The organism is Acidibrevibacterium sp. (assembly GCF_049965395.1).
GTDB lineage: Bacteria > Pseudomonadota > Alphaproteobacteria > Acetobacterales > Acetobacteraceae > Acidibrevibacterium > Acidibrevibacterium fodinaquatile.
Genome location: NZ_JBMFWJ010000020.1, coordinates 1 through 20077, shown reverse-complemented (window position 1 = coordinate 20077; position 20077 = coordinate 1). Strand labels below are relative to the sequence as shown.

Annotated in this window: 20 protein-coding genes; 9 read left to right on the top strand and 11 right to left on the bottom strand. The window is 64.9% G+C overall.

The genetic code is table 11. The annotated features are described in order from the left end of the window. Window positions 1–25: 25 nt before the first annotated feature. The 5 genes from pqqB to ACP5M5_RS07975 all read left to right on the top strand — a co-directional run bounded on the left by pqqB (window position 26) and on the right by ACP5M5_RS07975 (window position 3683). Window positions 26–964 carry a pyrroloquinoline quinone biosynthesis protein PqqB gene (pqqB, locus tag ACP5M5_RS07995; protein ID WP_427936618.1) on the top strand — a complete coding sequence of 313 codons (939 nt, stop codon included), beginning with the start codon at window positions 26–28 and terminating at the stop codon, window positions 962–964. Next, entirely contained in the window at window positions 961–1701 is a 741-nt protein-coding gene (pqqC, locus tag ACP5M5_RS07990; RefSeq protein WP_114911508.1) for a pyrroloquinoline-quinone synthase PqqC, read from the top strand. The genes pqqB and pqqC overlap by 4 nt, the downstream gene beginning before the upstream one ends. After that, window positions 1698–1973, top strand: a complete 276-nt coding sequence (pqqD, locus tag ACP5M5_RS07985) for a pyrroloquinoline quinone biosynthesis peptide chaperone PqqD (protein ID WP_427936600.1) — start codon at window positions 1698–1700, stop codon at window positions 1971–1973. The genes pqqC and pqqD overlap by 4 nt, the downstream gene beginning before the upstream one ends. Beyond that, window positions 1970–3091 (top strand): pyrroloquinoline quinone biosynthesis protein PqqE, encoded by a 1122-nt coding sequence (pqqE, locus tag ACP5M5_RS07980; protein ID WP_427936599.1) that lies wholly within the window; start codon window positions 1970–1972, stop codon window positions 3089–3091. Before pqqD ends, pqqE begins: the two co-directional genes overlap by 4 nt. Before the next feature lie 106 nt (window positions 3092–3197). Then, on the top strand, window positions 3198–3683 hold the full coding sequence (locus ACP5M5_RS07975) for a hypothetical protein (RefSeq protein WP_427936598.1): 486 nt from the start codon (window positions 3198–3200) through the stop codon (window positions 3681–3683). Between the two features lie 92 nt (window positions 3684–3775). Here ACP5M5_RS07975 and ACP5M5_RS07970 read toward each other — a convergent pair whose 3' ends face one another. The 9 genes from ACP5M5_RS07970 to ACP5M5_RS07930 all read right to left on the bottom strand — a co-directional run bounded on the left by ACP5M5_RS07970 (window position 3776) and on the right by ACP5M5_RS07930 (window position 14730). Next, on the bottom strand, window positions 3776–4744 hold the full coding sequence (locus tag ACP5M5_RS07970; protein ID WP_114911512.1) for an ABC transporter permease: 969 nt from the start codon (window positions 4742–4744) through the stop codon (window positions 3776–3778). A gap of 12 nt (window positions 4745–4756) precedes the next feature. Further along, window positions 4757–6670, bottom strand: a complete 1914-nt coding sequence (locus ACP5M5_RS07965) for a sugar ABC transporter ATP-binding protein (RefSeq protein WP_427936597.1) — start codon at window positions 6668–6670, stop codon at window positions 4757–4759. After that, a complete protein-coding gene (locus tag ACP5M5_RS07960) occupies window positions 6670–7641 on the bottom strand; it encodes a substrate-binding domain-containing protein (protein WP_114911514.1) in 972 nt (323 codons plus the stop codon). Before ACP5M5_RS07960 ends, ACP5M5_RS07965 begins: the two co-directional genes overlap by 1 nt. Window positions 7642–7744: 103 nt before the next feature. Next, window positions 7745–8731, bottom strand: coding sequence for an ABC transporter ATP-binding protein (locus tag ACP5M5_RS07955; protein WP_427936596.1), 987 nt, complete (start codon window positions 8729–8731; stop codon window positions 7745–7747). Next, on the bottom strand, window positions 8728–9705 hold the full coding sequence (locus ACP5M5_RS07950) for an ABC transporter ATP-binding protein (protein ID WP_427936595.1): 978 nt from the start codon (window positions 9703–9705) through the stop codon (window positions 8728–8730). Before ACP5M5_RS07950 ends, ACP5M5_RS07955 begins: the two co-directional genes overlap by 4 nt. 3 nt (window positions 9706–9708) lie before the next feature. After that, window positions 9709–10605: an ABC transporter permease gene (locus ACP5M5_RS07945; protein ID WP_427936594.1), complete on the bottom strand. Its 897-nt coding sequence runs from the start codon at window positions 10603–10605 to the stop codon at window positions 9709–9711. Further along, complete coding sequence (locus ACP5M5_RS07940; protein ID WP_114911518.1) at window positions 10602–11543, bottom strand: ABC transporter permease; 942 nt, start codon at window positions 11541–11543, stop codon at window positions 10602–10604. The genes ACP5M5_RS07945 and ACP5M5_RS07940 overlap by 4 nt, the downstream gene beginning before the upstream one ends. Next, window positions 11543–13129, bottom strand: a complete 1587-nt coding sequence (locus tag ACP5M5_RS07935) for an ABC transporter substrate-binding protein (protein ID WP_427936593.1) — start codon at window positions 13127–13129, stop codon at window positions 11543–11545. The genes ACP5M5_RS07940 and ACP5M5_RS07935 overlap by 1 nt, the downstream gene beginning before the upstream one ends. Window positions 13130–13140: 11 nt before the next feature. Continuing rightward, window positions 13141–14730 carry an ABC transporter substrate-binding protein gene (locus ACP5M5_RS07930; RefSeq protein WP_427936592.1) on the bottom strand — a complete coding sequence of 530 codons (1590 nt, stop codon included), beginning with the start codon at window positions 14728–14730 and terminating at the stop codon, window positions 13141–13143. A 158-nt stretch (window positions 14731–14888) separates the two neighbouring features. Between ACP5M5_RS07930 and ACP5M5_RS07925 the strand changes: the two genes are divergently transcribed. Continuing rightward, a complete protein-coding gene (locus ACP5M5_RS07925; RefSeq protein WP_427936591.1) occupies window positions 14889–15314 on the top strand; it encodes a GtrA family protein in 426 nt (141 codons plus the stop codon). Between the two features lie 42 nt (window positions 15315–15356). After that, window positions 15357–15971: a methyltransferase family protein gene (locus tag ACP5M5_RS07920; RefSeq protein WP_427936590.1), complete on the top strand. Its 615-nt coding sequence runs from the start codon at window positions 15357–15359 to the stop codon at window positions 15969–15971. A 3-nt stretch (window positions 15972–15974) separates the two neighbouring features. On the opposite strand, the gene rfaE1 is transcribed toward ACP5M5_RS07920, so the two are convergent. Continuing rightward, entirely contained in the window at window positions 15975–17423 is a 1449-nt protein-coding gene (gene rfaE1, locus ACP5M5_RS07915; protein WP_427936589.1) for a D-glycero-beta-D-manno-heptose-7-phosphate kinase, read from the bottom strand. Window positions 17424–17522: 99 nt separating this feature from the next. Between rfaE1 and ACP5M5_RS07910 the strand changes: the two genes are divergently transcribed. Then, complete coding sequence (locus tag ACP5M5_RS07910) at window positions 17523–17927, top strand: PaaI family thioesterase (protein WP_427936588.1); 405 nt, start codon at window positions 17523–17525, stop codon at window positions 17925–17927. Window positions 17928–18073: 146 nt separating this feature from the next. Here ACP5M5_RS07910 and ACP5M5_RS07905 read toward each other — a convergent pair whose 3' ends face one another. Next, complete coding sequence (locus ACP5M5_RS07905) at window positions 18074–19036, bottom strand: 2-hydroxyacid dehydrogenase (protein WP_427936587.1); 963 nt, start codon at window positions 19034–19036, stop codon at window positions 18074–18076. 372 nt (window positions 19037–19408) lie between these two features. Between ACP5M5_RS07905 and ACP5M5_RS07900 the strand changes: the two genes are divergently transcribed. Continuing rightward, the coding region (locus ACP5M5_RS07900) for an efflux RND transporter permease subunit (protein ID WP_427936586.1) at window positions 19409–20077 on the top strand (669 nt) is incomplete at its 3' end.

Genomic DNA, 20077 nt, shown 5'->3' with positions numbered 1-20077 from the left:
TTTATTTGTCCAAGCAATCGAGAACATCATGCGGGCCGTTATTCTTGGGGCCGCGGCGGGAGGTGGGTTCCCGCAATGGAACTCCAACGCTGAAGGGTGCCGGCGGGCTCGGGCAGGTGATCCGGCGGCGAAACCCCGCCATCAGGCGTCGCTCGCCGTCTCCGCCGACGGCGATCATTGGTTCATTCTCAATGCCACCCCTGATCTTCGCGCCCAAATCGAACGGGCGCCGTTTCTGCACCCACGGCACGGGCTCCGCTCGACCCCGATCGCCGGGATCGTGCTGACCGACGGCAATGTCGACGCCATCGCCGGCCTGCTCAACCTTCGCGAGCGTGAGGCGTTCACCATCTATGCCACCGGGAGCGTTCTCGGCGTGCTCGATGAAAACCCGATTTTCGAGGTTCTGGCGCGCGATGTCGTCGCACGCGAGGCGGTCACCCTCGATGTGGCGCGGCCGCTCCGGCTCGTGGATGGCCAGCCGAGCGGGCTTGCGCTGACCCTGTTTGCGGTCCCGGGCAAGGTGCCGCTCTATCTCGAACGTCCCGGCGAGGCACCGGCGATCATCGAGGGCGAGGAAACCGTCGGCGCCATGATCAGCGATGGCGCGAAACGACTTTTTTTCATCCCCGGCTGCGCCCGCGTTACCCCTGCGCTGCTCGCCCGCCTCGATCCCAGCACGCCTGGCGGCGCCGATGCCCTTTTCTTCGACGGCACGCTGTGGCGCGACGATGAAATGATCCGCGCTGGGATCGGCAGCAAGACCGGCCGCCGCATGGGCCATATCAGCGTCGGCGGCGAAGATGGCACCCTCGCCGCTTTTCGCGACTGCCCGATCCCGCACCGCATTCTGGTCCATATCAATAATTCCAACCCGATCCTGCTCGCCGACAGCCCCGAACACGCGGCCGTCCTTGCGGCCGGCTGGCGGGTCGGCGAAGACGGGATGGAGATTACCCTGTGACGACCACCGATATCCTCACCCCGGACGGGCTGGAAGCAGCGCTGCGCGCGATCGGCGCCGAGCGCTACCACAATCTCCACCCCTTCCATAAGCTGCTTCATGGCGGCCAGCTCAGCCGCGGCCAGGTGCAGGCCTGGGCGCTCAATCGCTTTTATTATCAGTCTCGCATCCCGGCCAAAGACGCGTTTCTGCTCGCCCGCCTCCCCACCCCTGACCTCCGCCGCGCCTGGCGTTCGCGCATCCTCGACCATGACGGCGACGGGCCGGGAACCGGCGGCATCGCGCGCTGGATGAAGCTTGCCGAAGGCGTTGGGCTCGATCCCGATTATGTCGCATCGACGCGCGGGATCCTGCCGGCGACCCGCTTCGCCGTTGATGCCTATGTCGATTTCGTCCGCGACCGGACGATCCTCGAAGCCATCGCCTCCTCGCTGACCGAGATGTTCTCGCCGACCATCATCGCCGAGCGGGTGTCCGGCATGCTGCGCAATTACCCGTTCGTCACCGAGGCGACGCTGGCCTATTTCACGCCGCGGCTGACGCAGGCGCCGCGAGACGTCGAATTCGCCCTCGGCTATGTCAAGGCGCACGCTGACAGCGTCGAGAAACAGCAAGCGGTGCTGGCGGCGCTCCGCTTCAAATGCGATGTCCTCTGGGCGCAGCTCGATGCGTTGTATTTCGCCTATGTCTCGCCCGGATTCGTGCCGCCTGGGGCGTTCGTGCCGGAAGCCACATGACCGTCACCCTTGACAGTGTGCCGCGTTTCCGGCCCGGGGTGAAATTCCGCTTCGATCCGGTGCGCTCGGCCTGGGTGGTGCTCGCGCCCGAACGGCTGTTTCTCCCCGACGAGCAGGCGGTCGAGATTCTGAAGCTGATCGATGGCGTGCGTTCGCTCGGCGCCATCGCCGACGACCTCGCGGCGCGGTATGCCGCCCCGCGCGAGACCATCGCCACCGACGTCGCCGCGATGCTCGGCGATCTCGCGGAAAAAGGAGCGCTCGCGCTATGACCGGGTTCGAACCCCCGATGGGCCTCATCGTCGAACTCACCCATCGCTGTCCGTTGCAATGCCCGTATTGCTCGAACCCGCTTGCCTTGGAGCGCGCCGCCGGCGAGCTTTCCACCGCGGAATGGCAGAGCGTGTTCGACGAGGCGGCGAAAATCGGCGTTCTGCAGCTCCATTTTACCGGCGGTGAGCCAACCGCGCGGCGCGATCTCCCTGACCTCGTCCGCCATGCGGCAAAAGCGGGGCTTTATACCAATATCATCACCTCCGGCGTGCAGCTCGATGACCGGCTGATGGAAGCGCTGATGGCGGCCGGGATCGACCATATCCAGTTGAGCTTCCAGGATGTCGATCCCGACAATGCCGACCGCATCGCCGGCTACCCCGGCGCGCATGCCCGCAAATTGGCCGCCGCCGCGCGCATCCGCGCCGCCGGCTTGCCGCTCACCGTCAATTTCGTCGTCCATCGCCAGAACATCGCAAATGTTCCGCGTATGATCGCGCTCGCGGAGGGGCTGGGCGCGGCGCGGACGGAAATCGCGCAGGTGCAGTATTACGGCTGGGGTTTCAAAAACCGCGCGGCCCTGCTCCCGAGCCGGGCTGAGCTCGATGCGACGACGGCGACGGTGGAAGCGGCGCGCGCGCGCCTCAAGGGGCAGATGGTGATCGACTATGTCATCCCCGATTATTACGCGCGGCGCCCGAAATCCTGCATGGGCGGCTGGGCGCGGCGGTTCATCAATATCTCGCCATCGGGCAAGGCGATGCCGTGCCACGCCGCCGAGACGCTCCCCGGCTTCGTCTTCCCCTCGGTACGGGAGACCTCGCTTGCCGCGATCTGGCAGTACGATTCCTCGTTTCTGCGCTTTCGCGGCACCGATTGGATGCCTGAACCCTGCCAATCCTGTGACCGGCGCGAGATCGATTGGGGTGGCTGCCGTTGCCAGGCTTTTGCCTTGACGGGCGATGCCGCGCGCACCGATCCGGCCTGCGAACTCGCCCCCGATCACGCGGTCATGGCGGAAGCGGTCGCCGAGCGTGGCGAGACGCCGCCGGATTTCGTCTATCGCCGTTTCGGCAACAACGAGGCGCCGACCACGATCGGTGAGACGGTTTCCTGAATCCTCCCGGCGCTGAAACACTCTCGATCGCGCCGCAATGGGCTGGCGTTTTGGCGGATTTGCCCGTTAATCTCGCCCTGTTGTCGTGATCAGGAGCCCAGGAGACATGATGCGCCGCCCCCTTATTCCCTTCCTCGCCGCCGCAAGCCTCCTCGTCCCGTTCGCCCCGGCGCTGGCGCAGAATAGCGAGCCGCCGCAAGCCTGGCTGTTCGGCGCTTGGACCGGCGGCACGTTTCCGGCACCGTCGCAGATCACCGCCGCGACCTGCCTCGCGCAGCCGACGGTGATTTTCACCCGCGATATCGTGCTCCGCAGCACGCTGACCGAGGCCACCTATGAGCAGCGTCTGGTCGCGACCGTGCGGGCGACCGAGACCGGCTTTGAGTTCCGCTTCGAGCCCGCGGCGCCGGCGCCGGCGGAGGGCGGTGGCGGCGGCCTGCTTGGGCTCTCAGGTGGCGGCCAGCCGGGTGCTGTCGGGTTCGGCTGTGAAAGCGCCGATCTCCTCCATGTCGAACGTCATGGCGAGAACGAGATCACCTTCCCCGGCTGCGAGGATTTTCCCAATCCGCTGGTGCGCTGCCCGGCATCCTGAGGCGTAGGAGCGGCCAGTGCCGCAGGCACTGGCCAACGGGAGAAAATTTTTTTGGTTCTTTTTTTTCAAAAAAGAACAAATTTATGGATCTCTTACTGACCGCCGGTGCGGGCGCTGACCAGACGTTCGGCGAGGACGGCGGCGATGATGATCGCGCCGATCGCCGAGCCCTGCCAGAATGGCGAGACGCCGAGCAGGTTGAGGCCGTTTCGGATCATCACCATGATCAGAACGCCGATCAGCGTGCCGATGATCGAGCCGCGCCCGCCGGCGAGGCTGGCCCCGCCGATGACGACGGCGGCGATGGCATCGAGTTCCAGCGCCGTCCCCGCGAGCGGGTCGATCGAGAGGATCTGCGCTGAGAGCAGGACGCCGGCGACCGCGGCGAGCGCGCCCGAGACGATATAGGGCAGGATGCTGTAGGCGAGCACGTTGAGGCCGGCGGCCCGCGCCGCCTCACGATTCGAGCCGATGGCATAGATCGTCCGCCCGCCCTTGGTGAACGTGAGATAGAGCCAAGTCAGCACATAAAGGGCGAGCAGTGTTGCGACATTCGAGGGAATACCGAGGATCGGCGTGTAGACGAGATCGTTGAACCCCGGCGGCAGATCGGAGATCGAGTTCTGGCCGGAGAAGATATAGGCGAGGCTGCGCCCGATCGCCATCACGCCGAGGGTTACGACGAATGAGGCGAGGCCAAAGCGGGCCACCAACACGCCGGAGAAAAGCCCGATCCCGGCGCCCGCCGCCACCGCAACGACGATCCCGCCGAGAATGCCGGCATGCGGCATCGCAAGCCCCATCAAGACCGCGGTCACCCCGAGCACCGAGCCCACCGAGAGATCGATCCCGCCGGTCAGGATCACGAAGGTCATCCCGGCAGAGACGATCCCGGTCACCACCGACTGGTCGAGGAGGTTGAGGAGATTATTGGTCTGCAGGAAAAAGGGCGAGGCCAGCGACAGCGCGAGGAAGACGGCCAGAGCGAGGCCGAGCATCCTGATTTCCAGCCTCGCGGCGAGGCGGCGGAGCGAGCCCCGCCGGTTGATGGTCTCTGACATGCCGGTTCGCTCTCACATCTGACGGGTCACAAGGTCGCCGACGCGCCGGGCGATGGCAGCGGCGTCGGGCAAGGGCGGGCGGGTGACCGAGACCCCGATCACCCCGAAATCATGGCCGCGATGGCTGCGCAGCGGAACCAGGAGGGTATGGCGGCTGCCATCGGGCTCGGCGATGAAGCGCGCCTGCGCCTCCGCGGCTGCCGCGCCGAGCGCGGCAGTGATCCGGGTTTCGCTGAACAGCGGCGTCGCGCCGGTGGCAAACCCCGGATCGGCCTCGCCGGCGCCGCCGGCGCACGCGAGGCAGAATAGCCGCCCGCCATCGCGCAGCGCCCAGAATGCGGCGCCGCCGGTTTCCTCGGCCAGTTCGCCGAGCAGCCGTGTGGTTGCCGCCATCGAGCTGCGCGGTGCCGCAAACAGAGTGAGCTTGGCTTCATCCAGCACCGCGCTTGCCATCTCGGCGCTGGTGGTGCCGTCGCTGATGACGACGATCCGCGAGCACAGCCCGAGCAATTCCTCGAAATCCGAGGAAACGACGAGGATCGCGGTGCCGGCGTCGGCGGCGTCACGCAGCATGGCGTAAATCGCCGCGCGGGTGCCGATATCGACGCCCTTGGTCGGCTCGTCGAGGAGCAACACCTTGGGGTCGAGCAAAAGCCAGCGCGCGAGAATGATCTTCTGCTGCATGCCGCCCGAGAAATTCAGCATCGTGGCGTCGAGCAGCCGCTCTTGCGGCAGCTCGAGGGTCTCGAGCAGTGCCTTGACCCGCGCCTCGCGGGCGCGATAGCCGAGGCCAAAGCCGCGATGGGCCGAGAGATGGCCGAGGAGGAGGTTTTCGCGCACCGAGAAATCAGGAATTATGCTCTGGCCGCGCCGATCCTCGGGCACGAAGGCGATGCCGGCCCGGATCGCTTGCGCCGGATGGCGGGCGGCAAACGGGCGGCCATGGAGATGAATGTCGCCGGCGGTCTTGGCGCGCAGGCCGAACAGGGTCTCCAGCGTCTCCGACCGCCCGGCCCCGACGAGACCGCCGAGGCCGAGGATTTCGCCCCGATGAAGCGTGAACGAGACATCGCGCACCAGCGGCGGCGCGCTAAGGCCGCGCACCGTGAGCACGGGCGCGGCCGTGTCCTGGGCTGCGCGCGCGTTATGGATGCGCCCGAGTTCCTGCCCGACCATTAGTCGCACGATATCGGCCTGGCTCAGGCGCGCCGTCGCCAACCCCTGGGCGACCGTTCGCCCCTCGCGCATCACCGTGACGCGATCGGTGATCGCGAGCACTTCCTCGAGCCGGTGTGAAACGAAAACCAGGCCACGCCCGTCGGCGCGGAGCCGCGCCATGACGTCAAACAGCCGCTCGACCTCGCTCGGGCTCAAGGAGGCGGTGGGCTCGTCGAAAATGATCACCGCGGCATCGACGGCGAGCGCCTTGGCGATCTCGACCAATTGCCGCTGCGCCGCCGAGAGCCGCCGGACCTCGACCGCGAGCGGGAGCGAATCGGTCTGGCCGAGAATCGCGAGAATGTCCTCTGCCCGCGCCCGCCAAGGGCGGCGGCGGAGCAAGCCCGGACGCGCGAGGTCGGGGAGAAAAATGTTTTCGAGGACCGAGAGATCAGGGGCGAGGCTGGTCTCCTGCAACACCATGCCGATCCCGGCGGCGATCGCCTCACGCGGGCCGCTCGGGTCGAAAGCGGCGCCGCGCCAGAGCAAGGTGCCGCCATCACGCCGGAGATGGCCGCTGATCACCCGCGACAGGGTGGATTTGCCGGCGCCGTTGGCCCCGAGCAGCCCATGCACCTCGCCGCCGCGCAGGTCGAAGGTCGCGCCGGCGAGGGCACGGGTCTGGCCGAAGCGCTTTTCGATCCCGTGCGCCTCGAGAAGCGGCGACGGCGAAAGCGCCGCCGCCTTCGCCGCCGCGGCGCCTACCATCAGGGCAGTTCGCCGGCGAACACCGTGCGTTTGATGACCGGCAGCATGCGATCGACATTCTCGCTGGTGATCACCAGGATCGGCACCGTGGTCTGTTTGGGCACGCTCGCGCCGCGGAAATGCATGAGCAGGGCTTCCGCCGATTTCACGCCCATTTCATAGGGCTGCTGCATTCCCGAGCCGACCACTTGGCCGGATTTGATCAGTTGCACCAGCTCAGGCGTGCCGTCGAAGGCGGCGACGAGGATCTGCCCCTCGCGCCGCGCCGCCTTGATCGCGCGCAAGGCGCCGGTGGTCGGCTGGTCGGTCTGGATGAAGAGGCCACGGAGATCGGGATGCGCGGTCAGCATGTCTTGGACGAAGCGGAAGGTCTCATCCGTCGTGTAGGACTGCATTTGCTGGAGCGGCACTTCCTTGACGATGCCGGCCTCGCGCATCGCGGTGCGGAAACCAGCGGTGCGCGCCTGGCCGTTCTTGCGCGCCTGGCTGATGGTGACCATGCCGTAGCTGCCATCCTGCCAGCCCTTGGCCTTGATCTTCGCGGCCAGTACTTTGCCGATGCCATAGGCGCCGTCGAAATTATCGGAAATCACGAAGGAGACGTACTCGCCGGAATTGGTGCCGATATCGGAGACGACGACCGGGATATTGGCCTTCTCCGCGAGCCCGAGCACCGCCGGCGCGGTCGAACTGTCGGTCGGCGAGATGCAGATGCCGGCAACGCCACGGGCGATGACGTCTTGCGCGTTCTTCAATTGCGTCGCCGCGTTGTTGTGGCTGTCGAGCGCGGTGAAGCCATAGCCCTGCGCCTTGGCAGTGTCGCCGATACCCTTGGCGAGATAGCGCCAGAACGGCAGATCGAGCCCGGGGGTGAGATAGACGATGGTCTTTTCGCCGGCGCGCGCGGCGAGCGGCAGGGCGCCGAGCGCAACAGCGCCAGCGGCGGCTTGCAATAAGGATCGGCGTTGCATGTTTCCTCCCATTTTCATTGCCCGCACGATGCGGCGACACCGCTTTATGACCGACCCGGGCCCGCCCCTCAATCCCCTACCCGTTCACGCCGCACTTTCGCCATCACGCAGGTTTCGGCAAATCGTCGAGATGGCACGCGAAACGATGCTTTGCGCCGCCACGCAACTCCGGCACTTCGACCCGACAGCGATCAAACGCATAAGGACAGCGGGTGTGAAACCGGCAGCCAGCCGGCGGGTTGCGCGGGCTCGGGATGTCGCCGGCGAGCACGATCCGCCGCCGCTTCGCCGCCGGATCGGGCTGCGGCACCGCCGAAAGCAGGGCCTCGGTATAAGGGTGCCGGGGGCGGGAAAATACCTCGTCCCGCGGGCCGATCTCGACGATCTTGCCGAGATACATGACAGCGACGCGATGCGTGAGATGCTCGACGATCGCGAGATCGTGGCTGATGAACAATAAGGCGAGGCCGAGTTCCTTCTGCAGATCCACCAGAAGATTGATGATCTGGGCCTTGACCGACACATCGAGGGCCGAGACCGCCTCATCGCAGATGATCAGATCGGGGTGCGGGGCGAGCGCGCGGGCGATGGCGATGCGCTGGCGCTGGCCGCCGGAAAATTCATGCGGCCGACGATCGAGTGCTGCGCGCGGCAATTGGACTTGATCGAGCAGTTCGAAGATACGCGCATCACGCGCCGCCTTGCCCCGCGCCAGTCCGAAATTCGTGAGTGGCTCGGCCAGGCACGCACGCACCGAAAGCCGTGGATTGAGGCTGCTGAACGGATCCTGGAAAACGATCTGCATACGCTGGCGCAATTGGCGCATGCGGCCACGCGAAAGCTGATCGATCCGCGTGCCATCGAGCCAGATTTCCCCGCTGCTGAGCGGGGTCAGGCCGAGAATTGTGCGCCCGACCGTCGATTTTCCCGAACCCGACTCGCCGACCAGCGCCAACGTCTCGCCCCGCGCGAGCATGAAGCTCAGATCATCGACGGCGCGCACACGCCCGGTAATCCCCCCCAACAAGCCGCCGCGAATGAGAAAATGCTTGACCAAACCATTGACTTCGAGAAGCGGCGGCGGGTTCATGCGACGGTCTCCGCTGGCGCGTAATGGCAGGCGGCGAAATGACCGGGTGCGATTTCCCGCACCATCGGGGTGATCGCGCGACAGGGATCACCGGCGAGGGGACAGCGGGAGGCAAAAGCGCACCCCTCGATCGATTGCAAAAGGCTGGGCACCTGGCCAGGGATTTCGGCAAGACGCGCGCGGTCGCCGGCGCCGAGACGCGGCACCGAGCCAAGCAGGCCGCGCGTATAGGGATGCGCCGGATGCGCAAACAGGCGCGCGAGCGGCGCCTCTTCCACCTTGCGCCCGGCATACATGACGATGACCCGCTCGGCCATCTCGGCGACCACCCCGAGATCATGCGTGATCAGTAAAATCGCCGCCCCCACGCGCCGCTGCAACTCGCGCATCAGATCAAGGATCTGCGCCTGAATGGTGACGTCGAGCGCGGTCGTCGGTTCATCGGCAATCAGCAGCTTCGGGTTACAGGCGAGCGCCATTGCGATCATCACCCGCTGGCGCATGCCGCCCGAGATCTGATGCGGATATTCGGAAACCCGGCGCTCCGGGTCGCTGATGCCAACCAGCGTCAGCATCTCGATCGCCCGCCGCCAAGCCTCGCGTCTCGAAAGCCCCTGATGCAAACGCAAGCTCTCGCCAATCTGCCAACCAATCGTCAGAACCGGGTTGAGCGAGGTCGCCGGTTCCTGAAAAATCATGCTTACGTCATTGCCGCGGAGGGCACGCATCTCGGCCTCCGGCAGCGTCAGAAGATCATGGCTGTCGAAACGGATTTTTCCGGCGAAATAGGCGGGGGGTGACGGCAGAAGACGCAAAATCGACATCGAGGTCACCGATTTTCCGCACCCCGATTCACCGACCAGGGCCACGGTTTCACCGGAATCGATGGTGAACGAAACCCCATCCACCGCGCGCGCGGCACCGTTCGGGGTCGCGAAATGCGTCCGCAGCGACTCGACTTCGAGCAAGGCCATCGCCTAGAGCCTCAGCGCGCGGCGCGGATCGAGCGCATCGCGCAAGCCATCGCCAAGGAGATTGACGCCGAGCACGGTCAGCAGCAGGAAAATCGCCGGAAAAAACACGATCGATGGCTTGATCTGCCAAAGCGCTCGGCCCTCTGCCATGATATTGCCCCAGGAAGGCACGGTGGGCGGCGTGCCGGCGCCGATGAAAGAAAGAATCGCCTCGGTGATCATCGCCGAGGCGCAAATATACGTCGCCTGCACCGAAAGCGGCGCGAGCGTGTTGGGCAGGATATGGCGAAGGATCAGCCGCGGCGTGCGCGCACCACAGGCGATCGCCGCTTCGATATAGGGTTGTTCACGCAAGGAAAGCACGACGCCGCGGATCAGCCGCGCAACCCGCGGAATCTCCGAAATCGTAATGGCGATCACGACATTGCGCACCGAGCCACGGGTCAACGCCATCAGCGCGATGGCGAGCAGAATGGATGGGATCGACATCAGACCATCCATGAAGCGCATGATGATCGCATCCGACCAGCGCACGAAACCGGCGATGAGGCCGATCGCCAGTCCCGCGGCCGAGGCGAGCAGCGCGACCGCGAAGCCGACGGTGAGCGAAACGCGCGTGCCATAAAGCACCCGGGAATAGACATCCCGCCCCAGCATATCGGTGCCAAACCAATAGGCCGCGGAAGGCGGACGAAGCCGCCGCGCCGGCGCGAGCGCAGTCGGGTCGGTGGTGCCGAGATATGGCGCGCAGAGCGCGATCAGCAGCATCACCCCGATCAGCACGAGGCCGGCGAAGATGGTCGGGTGCTGGAGAACGAAGCGGGCGAATTTCCCGCGCCGGGGACGTTGCGGCACGATCTCGGGGAGCGAAGGTGCGGCGATGAAAACAGGTGCTGTCAATAGCGAATCCTCGGGTCGAACACGGTGTAAAGCAGGTCGATCACAAGATTGACCAGGACGTAGACGAAACTGAACAGCAAGACGACGCCCTGAATAACCGGATAGTCTCGGCGCAAAATCGCATCGACGGTGAGGCGACCAAGGCCCGGAATGGCAAAGACGCTCTCGGTCACCACCGCGCCGCCGATCAAGAGCGCAACCCCGAGCCCGACCACAGTGACGATCGGCACCGCCGCGTTTTTGAGCGCATGCACGAACAGCACCGGGCGCTCGCCGAGCCCCTTGGCGCGTGCGGTGCGCACATAATCCTGCGACAGCACATCGAGCATGCTCGCGCGGGTGATGCGGGCGATCAGCGCGATATAGATCCCCCCCAGCGTAAACGCGGGCAGAACGAGCGTGCGAAGAAAGGGCCAAAATCCCTGTTCGATCGGCACGAACCCCTGGACCGGCAGCCATCGCAATTGGAGCGCGAAGACGAAGGCGAGAACATAGCCGATGACAAAAACCGGGGTCGAGAAGCCGAGCACCGCGAACACCATGATCAGCCGGTCCTGCCACTTTCCCTGCGTCCAGGCGGCAATGACCCCCATCGGAATGGCGATCACCAAGGAGAGGATGAGGGTCACAATCATCAGGCTCAATGTCGGCTCGATGCGTTGGGCGATCATGTGCGAAACCGGCAGATTGGTGAAAATCGACGTGCCGAGATCACCATGCACGACATGCCACAGCCAGTCACCAAAGCGGACAATGAAGGGGCGATCAAGGCCGAGGGAGGCACGGATATGGGCAATCTGCTCGGGCGAGGCCTGATCGCCCGCGATCACCGCCGCCGGATCGCCGGGGGCGATATAGAGCAGCGAAAACACGAACAACGCGACGATCGCCATCACCGGAATCGTCGCCAACACTCGACGTAGAAAATAAGTCCCCATCAGGCTTTTTTCACATCCCAGAACACCGGGAACGGCGCCTTGACGATGCCCTCGACGCCGCGCCGCCAGGCCTGATAGCCATAGAAGAAGCCGGTCGGAATGAAGGTGACGAACTCCATGGAAGCACGGTTGATTTTTTCGATCTGCTGTTTTTCGGAGGCGAGATCGGGGGCGGCGTACCAATCGCCGATCATCGCCTCGATCGCCGGGTTATCCGGCCAGCCGAACCAAGCTTTCGGTCCGGTGGTGTGGATCGCGATATTGGGCGCGGGATTGATGCAATCGACGCCAGCGAGCCAGGTGTGGAACATGTTCCATCCGCCCTGGCTCGGCGGATCCTTTTTCGCCCGTCGCGCGCCGACCGTGCCCCAATCGGTTGCGACGTAATCGACATTAAAGCCGGCTTTTGCCATGACATCGGCTGAGACGTCGCCCTGACCCTTGGTGATGATGAGATCGGTTGCCACCAGCATCACCACTTTTTCGCCGCCGTAACCAGCCTCGGCGAGCAATTTCTTGGCCCCGGCGAAATCGCGCGGCCCGCTCAGCGCCTCGCCGCCGGCCTCGGTATAAAGCGGTGTGCCCGGCGTGATGAAACTCGGCATCGGTTTCCACAGCGCATCGTCATTGCCGACGATCGCGCGCATGTAATCGGGCTGGTTGACCACCATCTGCAAGGCGCGGCGCAGCCGCACATCATTGAACGGCGGATAGAGATGGTTCATGCGCAGAATGCCGACATTGCCGAGCGGATCAGCGATATCGACGCGCACGTCTTCATTCTGGCGAAGCAAGGGCACGAGATCGGGGAGCGGCGTCTCCCACCAATCGACCTCGCCGCTTTGCAGCGCCGCCGCCGCCGTCGCGGCATCGGGAATGATCTGCCATTCCACGCGGTCGAAATAGATGCGCTTGCCGCCGGCCATCCAATTCCCCGGTTCATCGCGCGCGGCATAGCCATCAAAACGCGCGAAAACCGCGCGCGAGCCCGGCACCCACTCGTCTTTTTGGAATGTCATCGGGCCGGAGCCAATAAATTCGCCAATCTGCTTGAAGGGATCGGTTTGCGCGATGCGCTCTGGCATGATCGCCGGGAGATTAGGATTGCCCTTGGCCAGTGCGAAGAGAAGCTTCGGGAACGGTGTTTTAAGGCGGATTTCGAAGGTGCGATCATCGCTTGCCGCCATCGCATCGAGGCGCACGCGAATCAATTGCCCCATGGTGTCGCGCGCCATCCAGCGCCCGAGGCTTGCTGTGGCATCGCGCGCCAATACCCGCGTGCCATCGTGGAATGTGAGGCCTGGGCGCAAGCGAAAGCGCCATGTCAAGCCGTCCGATGAGGTCTCGAAACTCTCGCACATCTGCGGGCGCGGCGTCAGCGACGCATCGAGGCCGAACAGCGTGTCGAACACCAGCAGGCTCGCATTGCGTACCACGTATTGCGTGCCCCAGACGGGATCGAGATTGGGGAGATTGGCTTGCGGGACGAAGCGCAACACCCTCGCCTCCGCCCCGCGTGCGATCGCGGGCGCGGCAAGCGATGTTGCGGCGGCAAGCGAGCTTGTCAGGAAATCACGACGGTGCATCAGCGTTTTCCCTATGCTTTTTTGACATTCCAGAAGAGCGGCAGACCTTTGAGAAGATCCGTCAGGTCGCGGCGATGCGCGGTTGGCTGATAATAGAGCCCGAGCGGCAGGAACGGGACATCGATGAAGGCCTGGCGTTGGATGTCCTCGCAGATTTTTTTCTGCGCCGCCAAATCGGGGGCAGCGAACCATTGCTCACGCAGGGCCTCCAGTTTTGGCGCCATCGGCCAGCCGAACCAGGCTTTCTCGCCATTGCCGCGGAGCGCGATATAGCCCGCCGGTGTGAACTGATCGAGGCCCGAAAAAGAGGTAAAAAACACGCTCCAGCCGCCTTTTTCGGGCGAGTCCTTTTTCGCGCGGCGCTGCACCACCGTGCCCCAATCGGTCGCCTGCACATCGACATTCATGCCGGCGCGCTTGAGCATATCGGCGCCGACTACCCCCATCGCGTTGAGAACGGGAAAATCGGTTGCGATCATCGCGACCACGCGTTCGCCTTTATAGCCGGCGGCGGCGAGATCGCGCTTGACCTTCTCGTAATCGCGCGGTGCGCGGAGCACTTCCATCCCCGCGTCACTCGCCATCGGCGATGCTGGGGGAAAATAGCCGAGATCGGCGCGCCAAAGCGTGGTGTCGTTGCCGGCGACGGCGGTCATTTCGTCGGCTTCACTGACCGCGCCGAGGAGTGCCTGGCGGATGGCGGGGTTGTCGAACGGCGGCCAGAGCTGATTAAAGCGCGCCATCGAGGGAAATCCGGTCGGGTCGATCTGCTCGACGACGATAGTGTCATCGCTCTTGAGCAGAGAGAGCAGATCGAAGGTCGGCTGTTCCCACCAATCGACTTCGCCGCTTTGCAAGGCGCCGGCGGCGGTCGCGGAGTCGGGAACGACATGCCATTCGATGCGATCGAAATGGGTAATTTTCGGCCCCGCGGTCCATTCCGGCGTGCCGCTTTCGCGCGGCTTATAGTCGTTGAAGCGCTCATAGACGACGAGCGATCCCGGCACCCGTTCGCTGGTCTTGAAGCGGTAGGGGCCGCTTCCGACCATGTCGGTGATGGCGGTGAAGGGGTCGGTTTTCGCCAGCCGCTCGGGCATCATCGCCGGCATGCTGCTCGCCGCTTTGCCGAGAGCATCGGGAAGCAGCGGGAAGGGGCGTTTGAGACGAAAGACGATGGTGCGGTCATCGGCGGCGGCAATGTCGTCGCTCGCTGTGAGCAGTGCTGAGCCGAAGGCGTCGCGTGCCCCCCAGCGCTTGATCGAGGCGACGCAATCGCGCGCGAGAACCGGCTCGCCGTCATGGAATTTCAGGCCTTCGCGAAGCCGCAACCGCCAGATCTTGCCATCGGCCTCGGTGCCGGCGCTCTCCAGCATCTGCAATTGCGGGCGGAACTGGGCATCGATGCCAAAAAGCGTGTCGAAGACCAAAAAACCATGATTGCGGGTGACGTAGGCGGTGGTCCAGATCGGGTCGAGGATGGCGAGATCGGCTTGCGGGATGAATTTCAGCAGCCGCGCCTCGGCCGCGCCGCCAAGGCGCGGCGCCGCCAGCGGCATCAGCGCCGCGGCCGTCGTCGCTTGCAAAAACGCCCGTCGTTTCATCGTCATTCCCCTATTTCTGCCTCCACCGGCAGCATCGCGCCGGTCCGTCCCGTAGCCTTGACCAGGACGATGGCAGCCGAAGCCTCACCCGGCAAGATGCTCTGCAAGACGCGGACCAGAGTTGCCGAGCCCGGCGCAAGGCGGCTATGCGGAGAGGCATGGACATGCCGCCCTTCCGCGCTCGCGATGACCGCGGCCATCAGACCGTCATCGCCGAATTTTTTCGCTTCGGCTCTGTCGGCGCGCTCGGGTTTCTGGTCGATACCGCGACGGTCTATGCCCTCGCCGGCGCGCTCGGCCTCTATGGCGCCGGCGTGATCGCCTATCTCGTCGCGGCGAGCACGAATTGGGCCCTAAACCGCGTCTGGACCTTTCGCGGCCGCGGCCGTGGTCACGCCTTGTGGCAATGGGCACGGTTTCTCGTGACCAACGCCGGCGGGTTCGTCGTCAATCGTGGGGTCTATGCGGCGTTGATCGCGTTCTCCCCCCTCGTTCACGCCTATCCGGTGCTGGCGGTGGCGGCGGGGGCGATCGCCGGGATGGGGCTCAATTTTTTCTCCGCCCGCCGCTTTGTGTTCCGCTGATCCCTTTCCGCCTGGCCGCGTCATGCCCCATAGTCCATCGCGATGATGGATCATGGGCTCCTCCTCTATGCCGGGTTGTGGCTGAGTTTTGCGCTCGGCCATAGCGCTTTCGCTTCGGTCGGTGGACGGCGCGTGCTGGAGCGTCTCGCCGGGCGGGGTGATCGGCTGCTTTATAACGTGATCGCCATCCTCCACTTGGCGCTGGTGCTCATCGGCGGCTGGATTGAACTCGGCGGCCGGCCAGGCTTTGCGTTTCCCTGGCCGTTTAACATCCTGCGCGCGGCGGCGATCCTCGCGGGGATTGCCATTCTGCTGATCGCCGGGCGATCCTATGATCCGGCGCGGTTTTTCGGGCTCGCGCAGCTCCGCGCCGGGGCGCCCGAGCGGGTTTTGCCGGCCGAGGCGCTGGTCACTGGCGGGCTCAACGGCCGTGTCCGCCACCCGCTCTATCTCGGGCTACTTCTTCTCGTCTGGGGCGACGTTCACGCCCCCTTGACCCTGGCGACCGCTCTGTTCGCGACCGCCTACGTCTTGGTCGGCATCCATTTCGAGGAGAGGAAGCTGCGGCGCCTCTATGGCGCCACCTATGATGCCTACCGCGCCGCGGTACCGATGCTGATCCCGCGCTTGGCGGGCCGGCGCGGCACCGGGAAGTGAGCCTCAGGCGCCGCCGCCCGCCCGCAAGCGCGCGATCGTCGCCGTCGTCGAATGGCCGGGGAGCGTCTCGCAAATCACCACCCGCCCGCCCGCGGCCATCACCAGATCGGCGCCGACCACCGTCTCGACGCGATAATCCCCACCCTTGAACAGGATATCGGGCAGAATCTCGCGAATCAGCGCCAAGGGCGTGTCCTCGGCGAAGGCGACCACACCATCCACCGGGCGCAACGCCGCGATGACCGTGGCCCGCGCCGCGAGCGGATTGACCGGGCGCGTCTCCCCCTTGAGCCGTCTGACGCTGGCATCATCGTTCAGGGCGACGATCAGCCGGTCGCATTGCGCCCGGGCGGCGGTGAGCAGCGCGACATGGCCAGCATGCAAGATATCAAAGCAGCCATTGGTGAAGCCGACGCTGAGCCCCTGGCGCTTCCAGCGCGCAACCAGCGCCAGCATCTCCGCCAGCGGGCGGGGCGCCACTGCCGGCGCCATGTCTTCGGCTTCGGTCGCGTCGATCTCGCGGCGCAATTCCGCAATCGAGACCGTCGCCGTGCCGACCTTGCTCACCGCGACGGCGGCCGCCGCGTTCGCGATCCGCATGGCTTGCGGCAAAGCGAATCCCGCCCCCGCGGCGAGCGCCAAGGTCGCGATCACGGTGTCGCCGGCGCCGGAGACATCGAAGACCTCACGGGCATGGGCGGGAACGCTGTGGATGGCGCCGGCGGGCTCGACCAATATCATCCCTTTTTCCGAGCGGGTGACCAGGATCGCCGCGCCCCCGGCCGCTGCCATCACGTGCCGCGCTGCCGCCACCGCCGCCGCCTCATCGCCAACCGGCAGGCGCGCGGCGGCGGCGAGTTCCTTCAGATTGGGGGTGATGGCGGTCGCGCCGCGGTAGCGGGAAAAATCGTCGCCCTTGGGATCGACGAAGACCGCGACGCCGCGCCCCCGCGCGCCTTTGATCGCGCCCGCGAGGACCGCCGGGCTCAAAACCCCCTTGCCGTAGTCCGAAAGCACCACCGCGCGCGCATCCGCGATCGCGCCGGTGATGGCGGCGATCAGCGCCGCTTCCTCCTCGGGTTGCAGGGGAAGGCTGCTTTCCTCGTCGGTGCGCACGATCTGCTGGCGGGAGGCAACAAAGCGGGTCTTGGTGATGGTGGGGCGCGAGGCGCTCACGACCAGGGCCGGGACGATGCCGGGATGGGCCGCAAGTTCGCTCCGCAGCGCCCGCCCGGCCTCGTCCTCACCGATCATGCCGACCAGCACGGCGCGGCCGCCGAGGGCGGCGATATTGGCGGCGACATTGCCGGCGCCACCCAGCGCAACACGGCTGCGCCGCACGCGGATGACCGGCACCGGCGCCTCGGGCGAGATGCGCTCGACATCGCCTTCGATGAAGCGGTCGAGCATGACATCGCCGACGCAAAGCACCGCAACCCCGGAAAAATCCATATCTCCTGCGCCCCTCGCTGTCGCGCGCCTCTATCCGCGCGACAGCCGCTTGTCCATAAGCGGCTTGACCATGGCGCGGTTTTCCCGGCAGGAGAAGATATGAACGAATTGCGCGGCTTTGCCTCCCATCTCGGCGACCTGCTTGGCTTCACCCTGCTCGAATGGCGGGAAGGCTTCGCCCGCGTGCGCTGCGCGATCCACCCCCATCACCTCAACCGCGCTGATATCGTCCATGGCGGCGTTTTGATGTCGCTCCTCGATGAGGCCGGCGCCGCCGCCGGCGTCTATGCCGCCGAACGCGCCGCGCGCCGCCATTCGGTGACGGTCTCGCTCAATTGCCAGTTCACCGGCCGCGCAGCAAACGGGGTGATGATCGCAACCGGCGAGGTGGTGAGCGCCGGGCGCAACATCTATTTCAGCCGCTCCGAGGTCCGACACGAGGAATCGGGTGAGCTGCTCGCCTTTGGCGCCAGCACCCATCGCTGGCGTCGTTCCGTCAAGTAAACACGGAAAAATAACTTCTTTTTCTGAAGAAAAAGAAGCAAAAAGACTTTTACCTGTTGGGTAGTGCCTGCGGCACTGCCTACATAAAGAAATGGATAAAGTTTTTTTGGTTCTTTTTTTGCAAAAAAGAACCGCTTTCTTAAACCTTACTCTACCAAATTCTTTGGCCGCTGGCCGGCGAGGATGGCGGCGATGCCATCGAGCGCAAGCGCCCCCATGGCATCGCGGGTCTCAACCGTCGCGCTGCCGAGATGAGGCAAAAGGACGACATTTTCGAGGGCGAGATAGCCAGGATCGAGCGCCGGTTCATTATTATAGACATCGAGCCCGGCGAAGGCGACGTGGCCGCTTTTGAGCGCGGCGATGAGGGCGGCATCGTCGATCAATGTCCCACGCGCGGCATTGACCACCACCGCGCCGCGGGGCAATTGCGCGATGCGTGCGGCGTTCAGCCAATGGCGCGTGCCTTCGCCGCCCGGCGCATTCAGCGACAAAACCTGGCACTGGGCGAGAAACGTCGCGTCATTGTCATGAAAGATCGCGCCTTTTTCGAGATCCGGGGGCAGCCGCGCCTGGTCGCGGTAATGGATTTCCATGCCGAACGCGGCCGCCATGCGGGCGACCTCGCGGCCGATGCGGCCCATGCCGAAAATACCGAGCCGCCGGCCCGAGACCTGGGTGCCGAGGAGCTGGGTCGGCGCCCAGCCATGCCACTTCCCGGCCCGCAGCATCCGCTCCCCCTCGCCGGCGCGGCGCGCGGAGGCGAGGATCAGCAGCATGGCGATCTCGGCGGTCGCGACCGAGAGAACGTCCGGGGTGTTGCAGACCGAAATTCTGCGGGCGCGGGCGGCGGTGATGTCGATGTGATCGAAGCCGACGCTGAACGTGCCGATGGCTTTGACGCTCGCCGGCAAGGCGGCAATGGTCGCGGCATCCAGCCGATCACCGGGCGCGGTGAGGATGGCATCGGCGCCCTCGGCATGCCGCACGAGTTCGGCGCTCGTATAGATCCGATCCTCCGGGTTGAACCGCGCCGCGAACAGACGTGCGGCACGGTCTTCGACGGCGGCGGGCAGGCGGCGGGTGACGAGGAGGGTGGCCTTGGTCATGCGCAACTCCAGAATATCGGCAATCGGATCATGCCCGGAAATCGGGTCACAGAGGATAGGCCGTGGACCAGTTTCCTTACGGGAGGAGAGACATCGCCTTCCCCATGCGCGCCATCATGGCTGACCGACGCCGTTTGGGAAAGGCCCGGCGCGGAAAATTCCCCTCTCACCGCCCTGTTCGGCCAGCGCCGATCACATTTTGGCGCGCATCTTAAAAAAGGACATAATTTCGACTATCAATGGGGCACGTTATAAGTCCGCTACCGGTCCGGGCAAGCCTCCGGAGGCGGAGGGTTTGGCGCGGCCGGAGCGGCTGTGCTAACCCCTCTGGCGGCACGATTTCGGATAGGCAAATAAAGGCGAGCACGGTCGATGTGGATTGTTCAAGTCGCTTTGCGACGACCCTATACCTTCGTCGTTCTCGCGATTCTGATTCTGTTATTCGGCACCCTTTCGGCCATCCGCACGCCGAAGGACGTCTTCCCCTCGATCGACATTCCGGTCGTCGCGGTCGTGTTCCAGTACAACGGGATGCTGCCGAACGACATTTCCGGCCGCTTCGTCTACTTCTTCGAACGCACGGTGATGGCGACCACGGTCGATATCGAGCATATCGAATCCAATTCGATGATCGATTACGGCATCGTGAAGATCTTTTTCGACAACCACGTCAATATCTCGGCGGCGTTGTCGGAGGTGACGGCGACGGCGCAGGTGGTATTGAAATTCTTCCCGCGTGGCTCGGTGCCGCCTTTCGTCTTGTTTTACAACGCCGCGTCGATCCCGGTCATCTCGATGACCGCCTCCAGCACGACGGTGCCGGAGACGATCCTGTTTGACTATGCCAATAATGTCATCCGCCCGGCGCTCTCCTCGGTGCAAGGCACCGCGATTCTGACGCCCTATGGCGGCAAATACCGCATGGTGATCGCCGATCTCAACCCGCAGGAGATGCAGGCGAACGCGCTTTCGCCCCAGGACGTCACCAATCAGCTCAACCAGCAAAACCTCATTCTGCCCACGGGGACGCAGAAGATCGGC

Excerpts from the sequence above, each read along its gene's own strand:
- ACP5M5_RS07920 (WP_427936590.1), top strand. The coding sequence starts at position 15,357 with ATGATGGATCATGGGCTCCTCCTCTATGCCGGGTTGTGGCTGAGTTTT.
- ACP5M5_RS07955 (WP_427936596.1), bottom strand. The coding sequence starts at position 8,731 with ATGAACCCGCCGCCGCTTCTCGAAGTCAATGGTTTGGTCAAGCATTTT.
- ACP5M5_RS07965 (WP_427936597.1), bottom strand. The coding sequence starts at position 6,670 with ATGGTAGGCGCCGCGGCGGCGAAGGCGGCGGCGCTTTCGCCGTCGCCG.
- ACP5M5_RS07910 (WP_427936588.1), top strand. The coding sequence starts at position 17,523 with ATGAACGAATTGCGCGGCTTTGCCTCCCATCTCGGCGACCTGCTTGGC.
- ACP5M5_RS07925 (WP_427936591.1), top strand. The coding sequence starts at position 14,889 with ATGGACATGCCGCCCTTCCGCGCTCGCGATGACCGCGGCCATCAGACC.
- ACP5M5_RS07960 (WP_114911514.1), bottom strand. The coding sequence starts at position 7,641 with ATGCAACGCCGATCCTTATTGCAAGCCGCCGCTGGCGCTGTTGCGCTC.
- pqqE (WP_427936599.1), top strand. The coding sequence starts at position 1,970 with ATGACCGGGTTCGAACCCCCGATGGGCCTCATCGTCGAACTCACCCAT.
- ACP5M5_RS07970 (WP_114911512.1), bottom strand. The coding sequence starts at position 4,744 with ATGTCAGAGACCATCAACCGGCGGGGCTCGCTCCGCCGCCTCGCCGCG.
- ACP5M5_RS07930 (WP_427936592.1), bottom strand. The coding sequence starts at position 14,730 with ATGAAACGACGGGCGTTTTTGCAAGCGACGACGGCCGCGGCGCTGATG.
- rfaE1 (WP_427936589.1), bottom strand. The coding sequence starts at position 17,423 with ATGGATTTTTCCGGGGTTGCGGTGCTTTGCGTCGGCGATGTCATGCTC.
- ACP5M5_RS07905 (WP_427936587.1), bottom strand. The coding sequence starts at position 19,036 with ATGACCAAGGCCACCCTCCTCGTCACCCGCCGCCTGCCCGCCGCCGTC.
- ACP5M5_RS07935 (WP_427936593.1), bottom strand. The coding sequence starts at position 13,129 with ATGCACCGTCGTGATTTCCTGACAAGCTCGCTTGCCGCCGCAACATCG.
- ACP5M5_RS07975 (WP_427936598.1), top strand. The coding sequence starts at position 3,198 with ATGATGCGCCGCCCCCTTATTCCCTTCCTCGCCGCCGCAAGCCTCCTC.
- pqqD (WP_427936600.1), top strand. The coding sequence starts at position 1,698 with ATGACCGTCACCCTTGACAGTGTGCCGCGTTTCCGGCCCGGGGTGAAA.
- ACP5M5_RS07940 (WP_114911518.1), bottom strand. The coding sequence starts at position 11,543 with ATGGGGACTTATTTTCTACGTCGAGTGTTGGCGACGATTCCGGTGATG.
- ACP5M5_RS07950 (WP_427936595.1), bottom strand. The coding sequence starts at position 9,705 with ATGGCCTTGCTCGAAGTCGAGTCGCTGCGGACGCATTTCGCGACCCCG.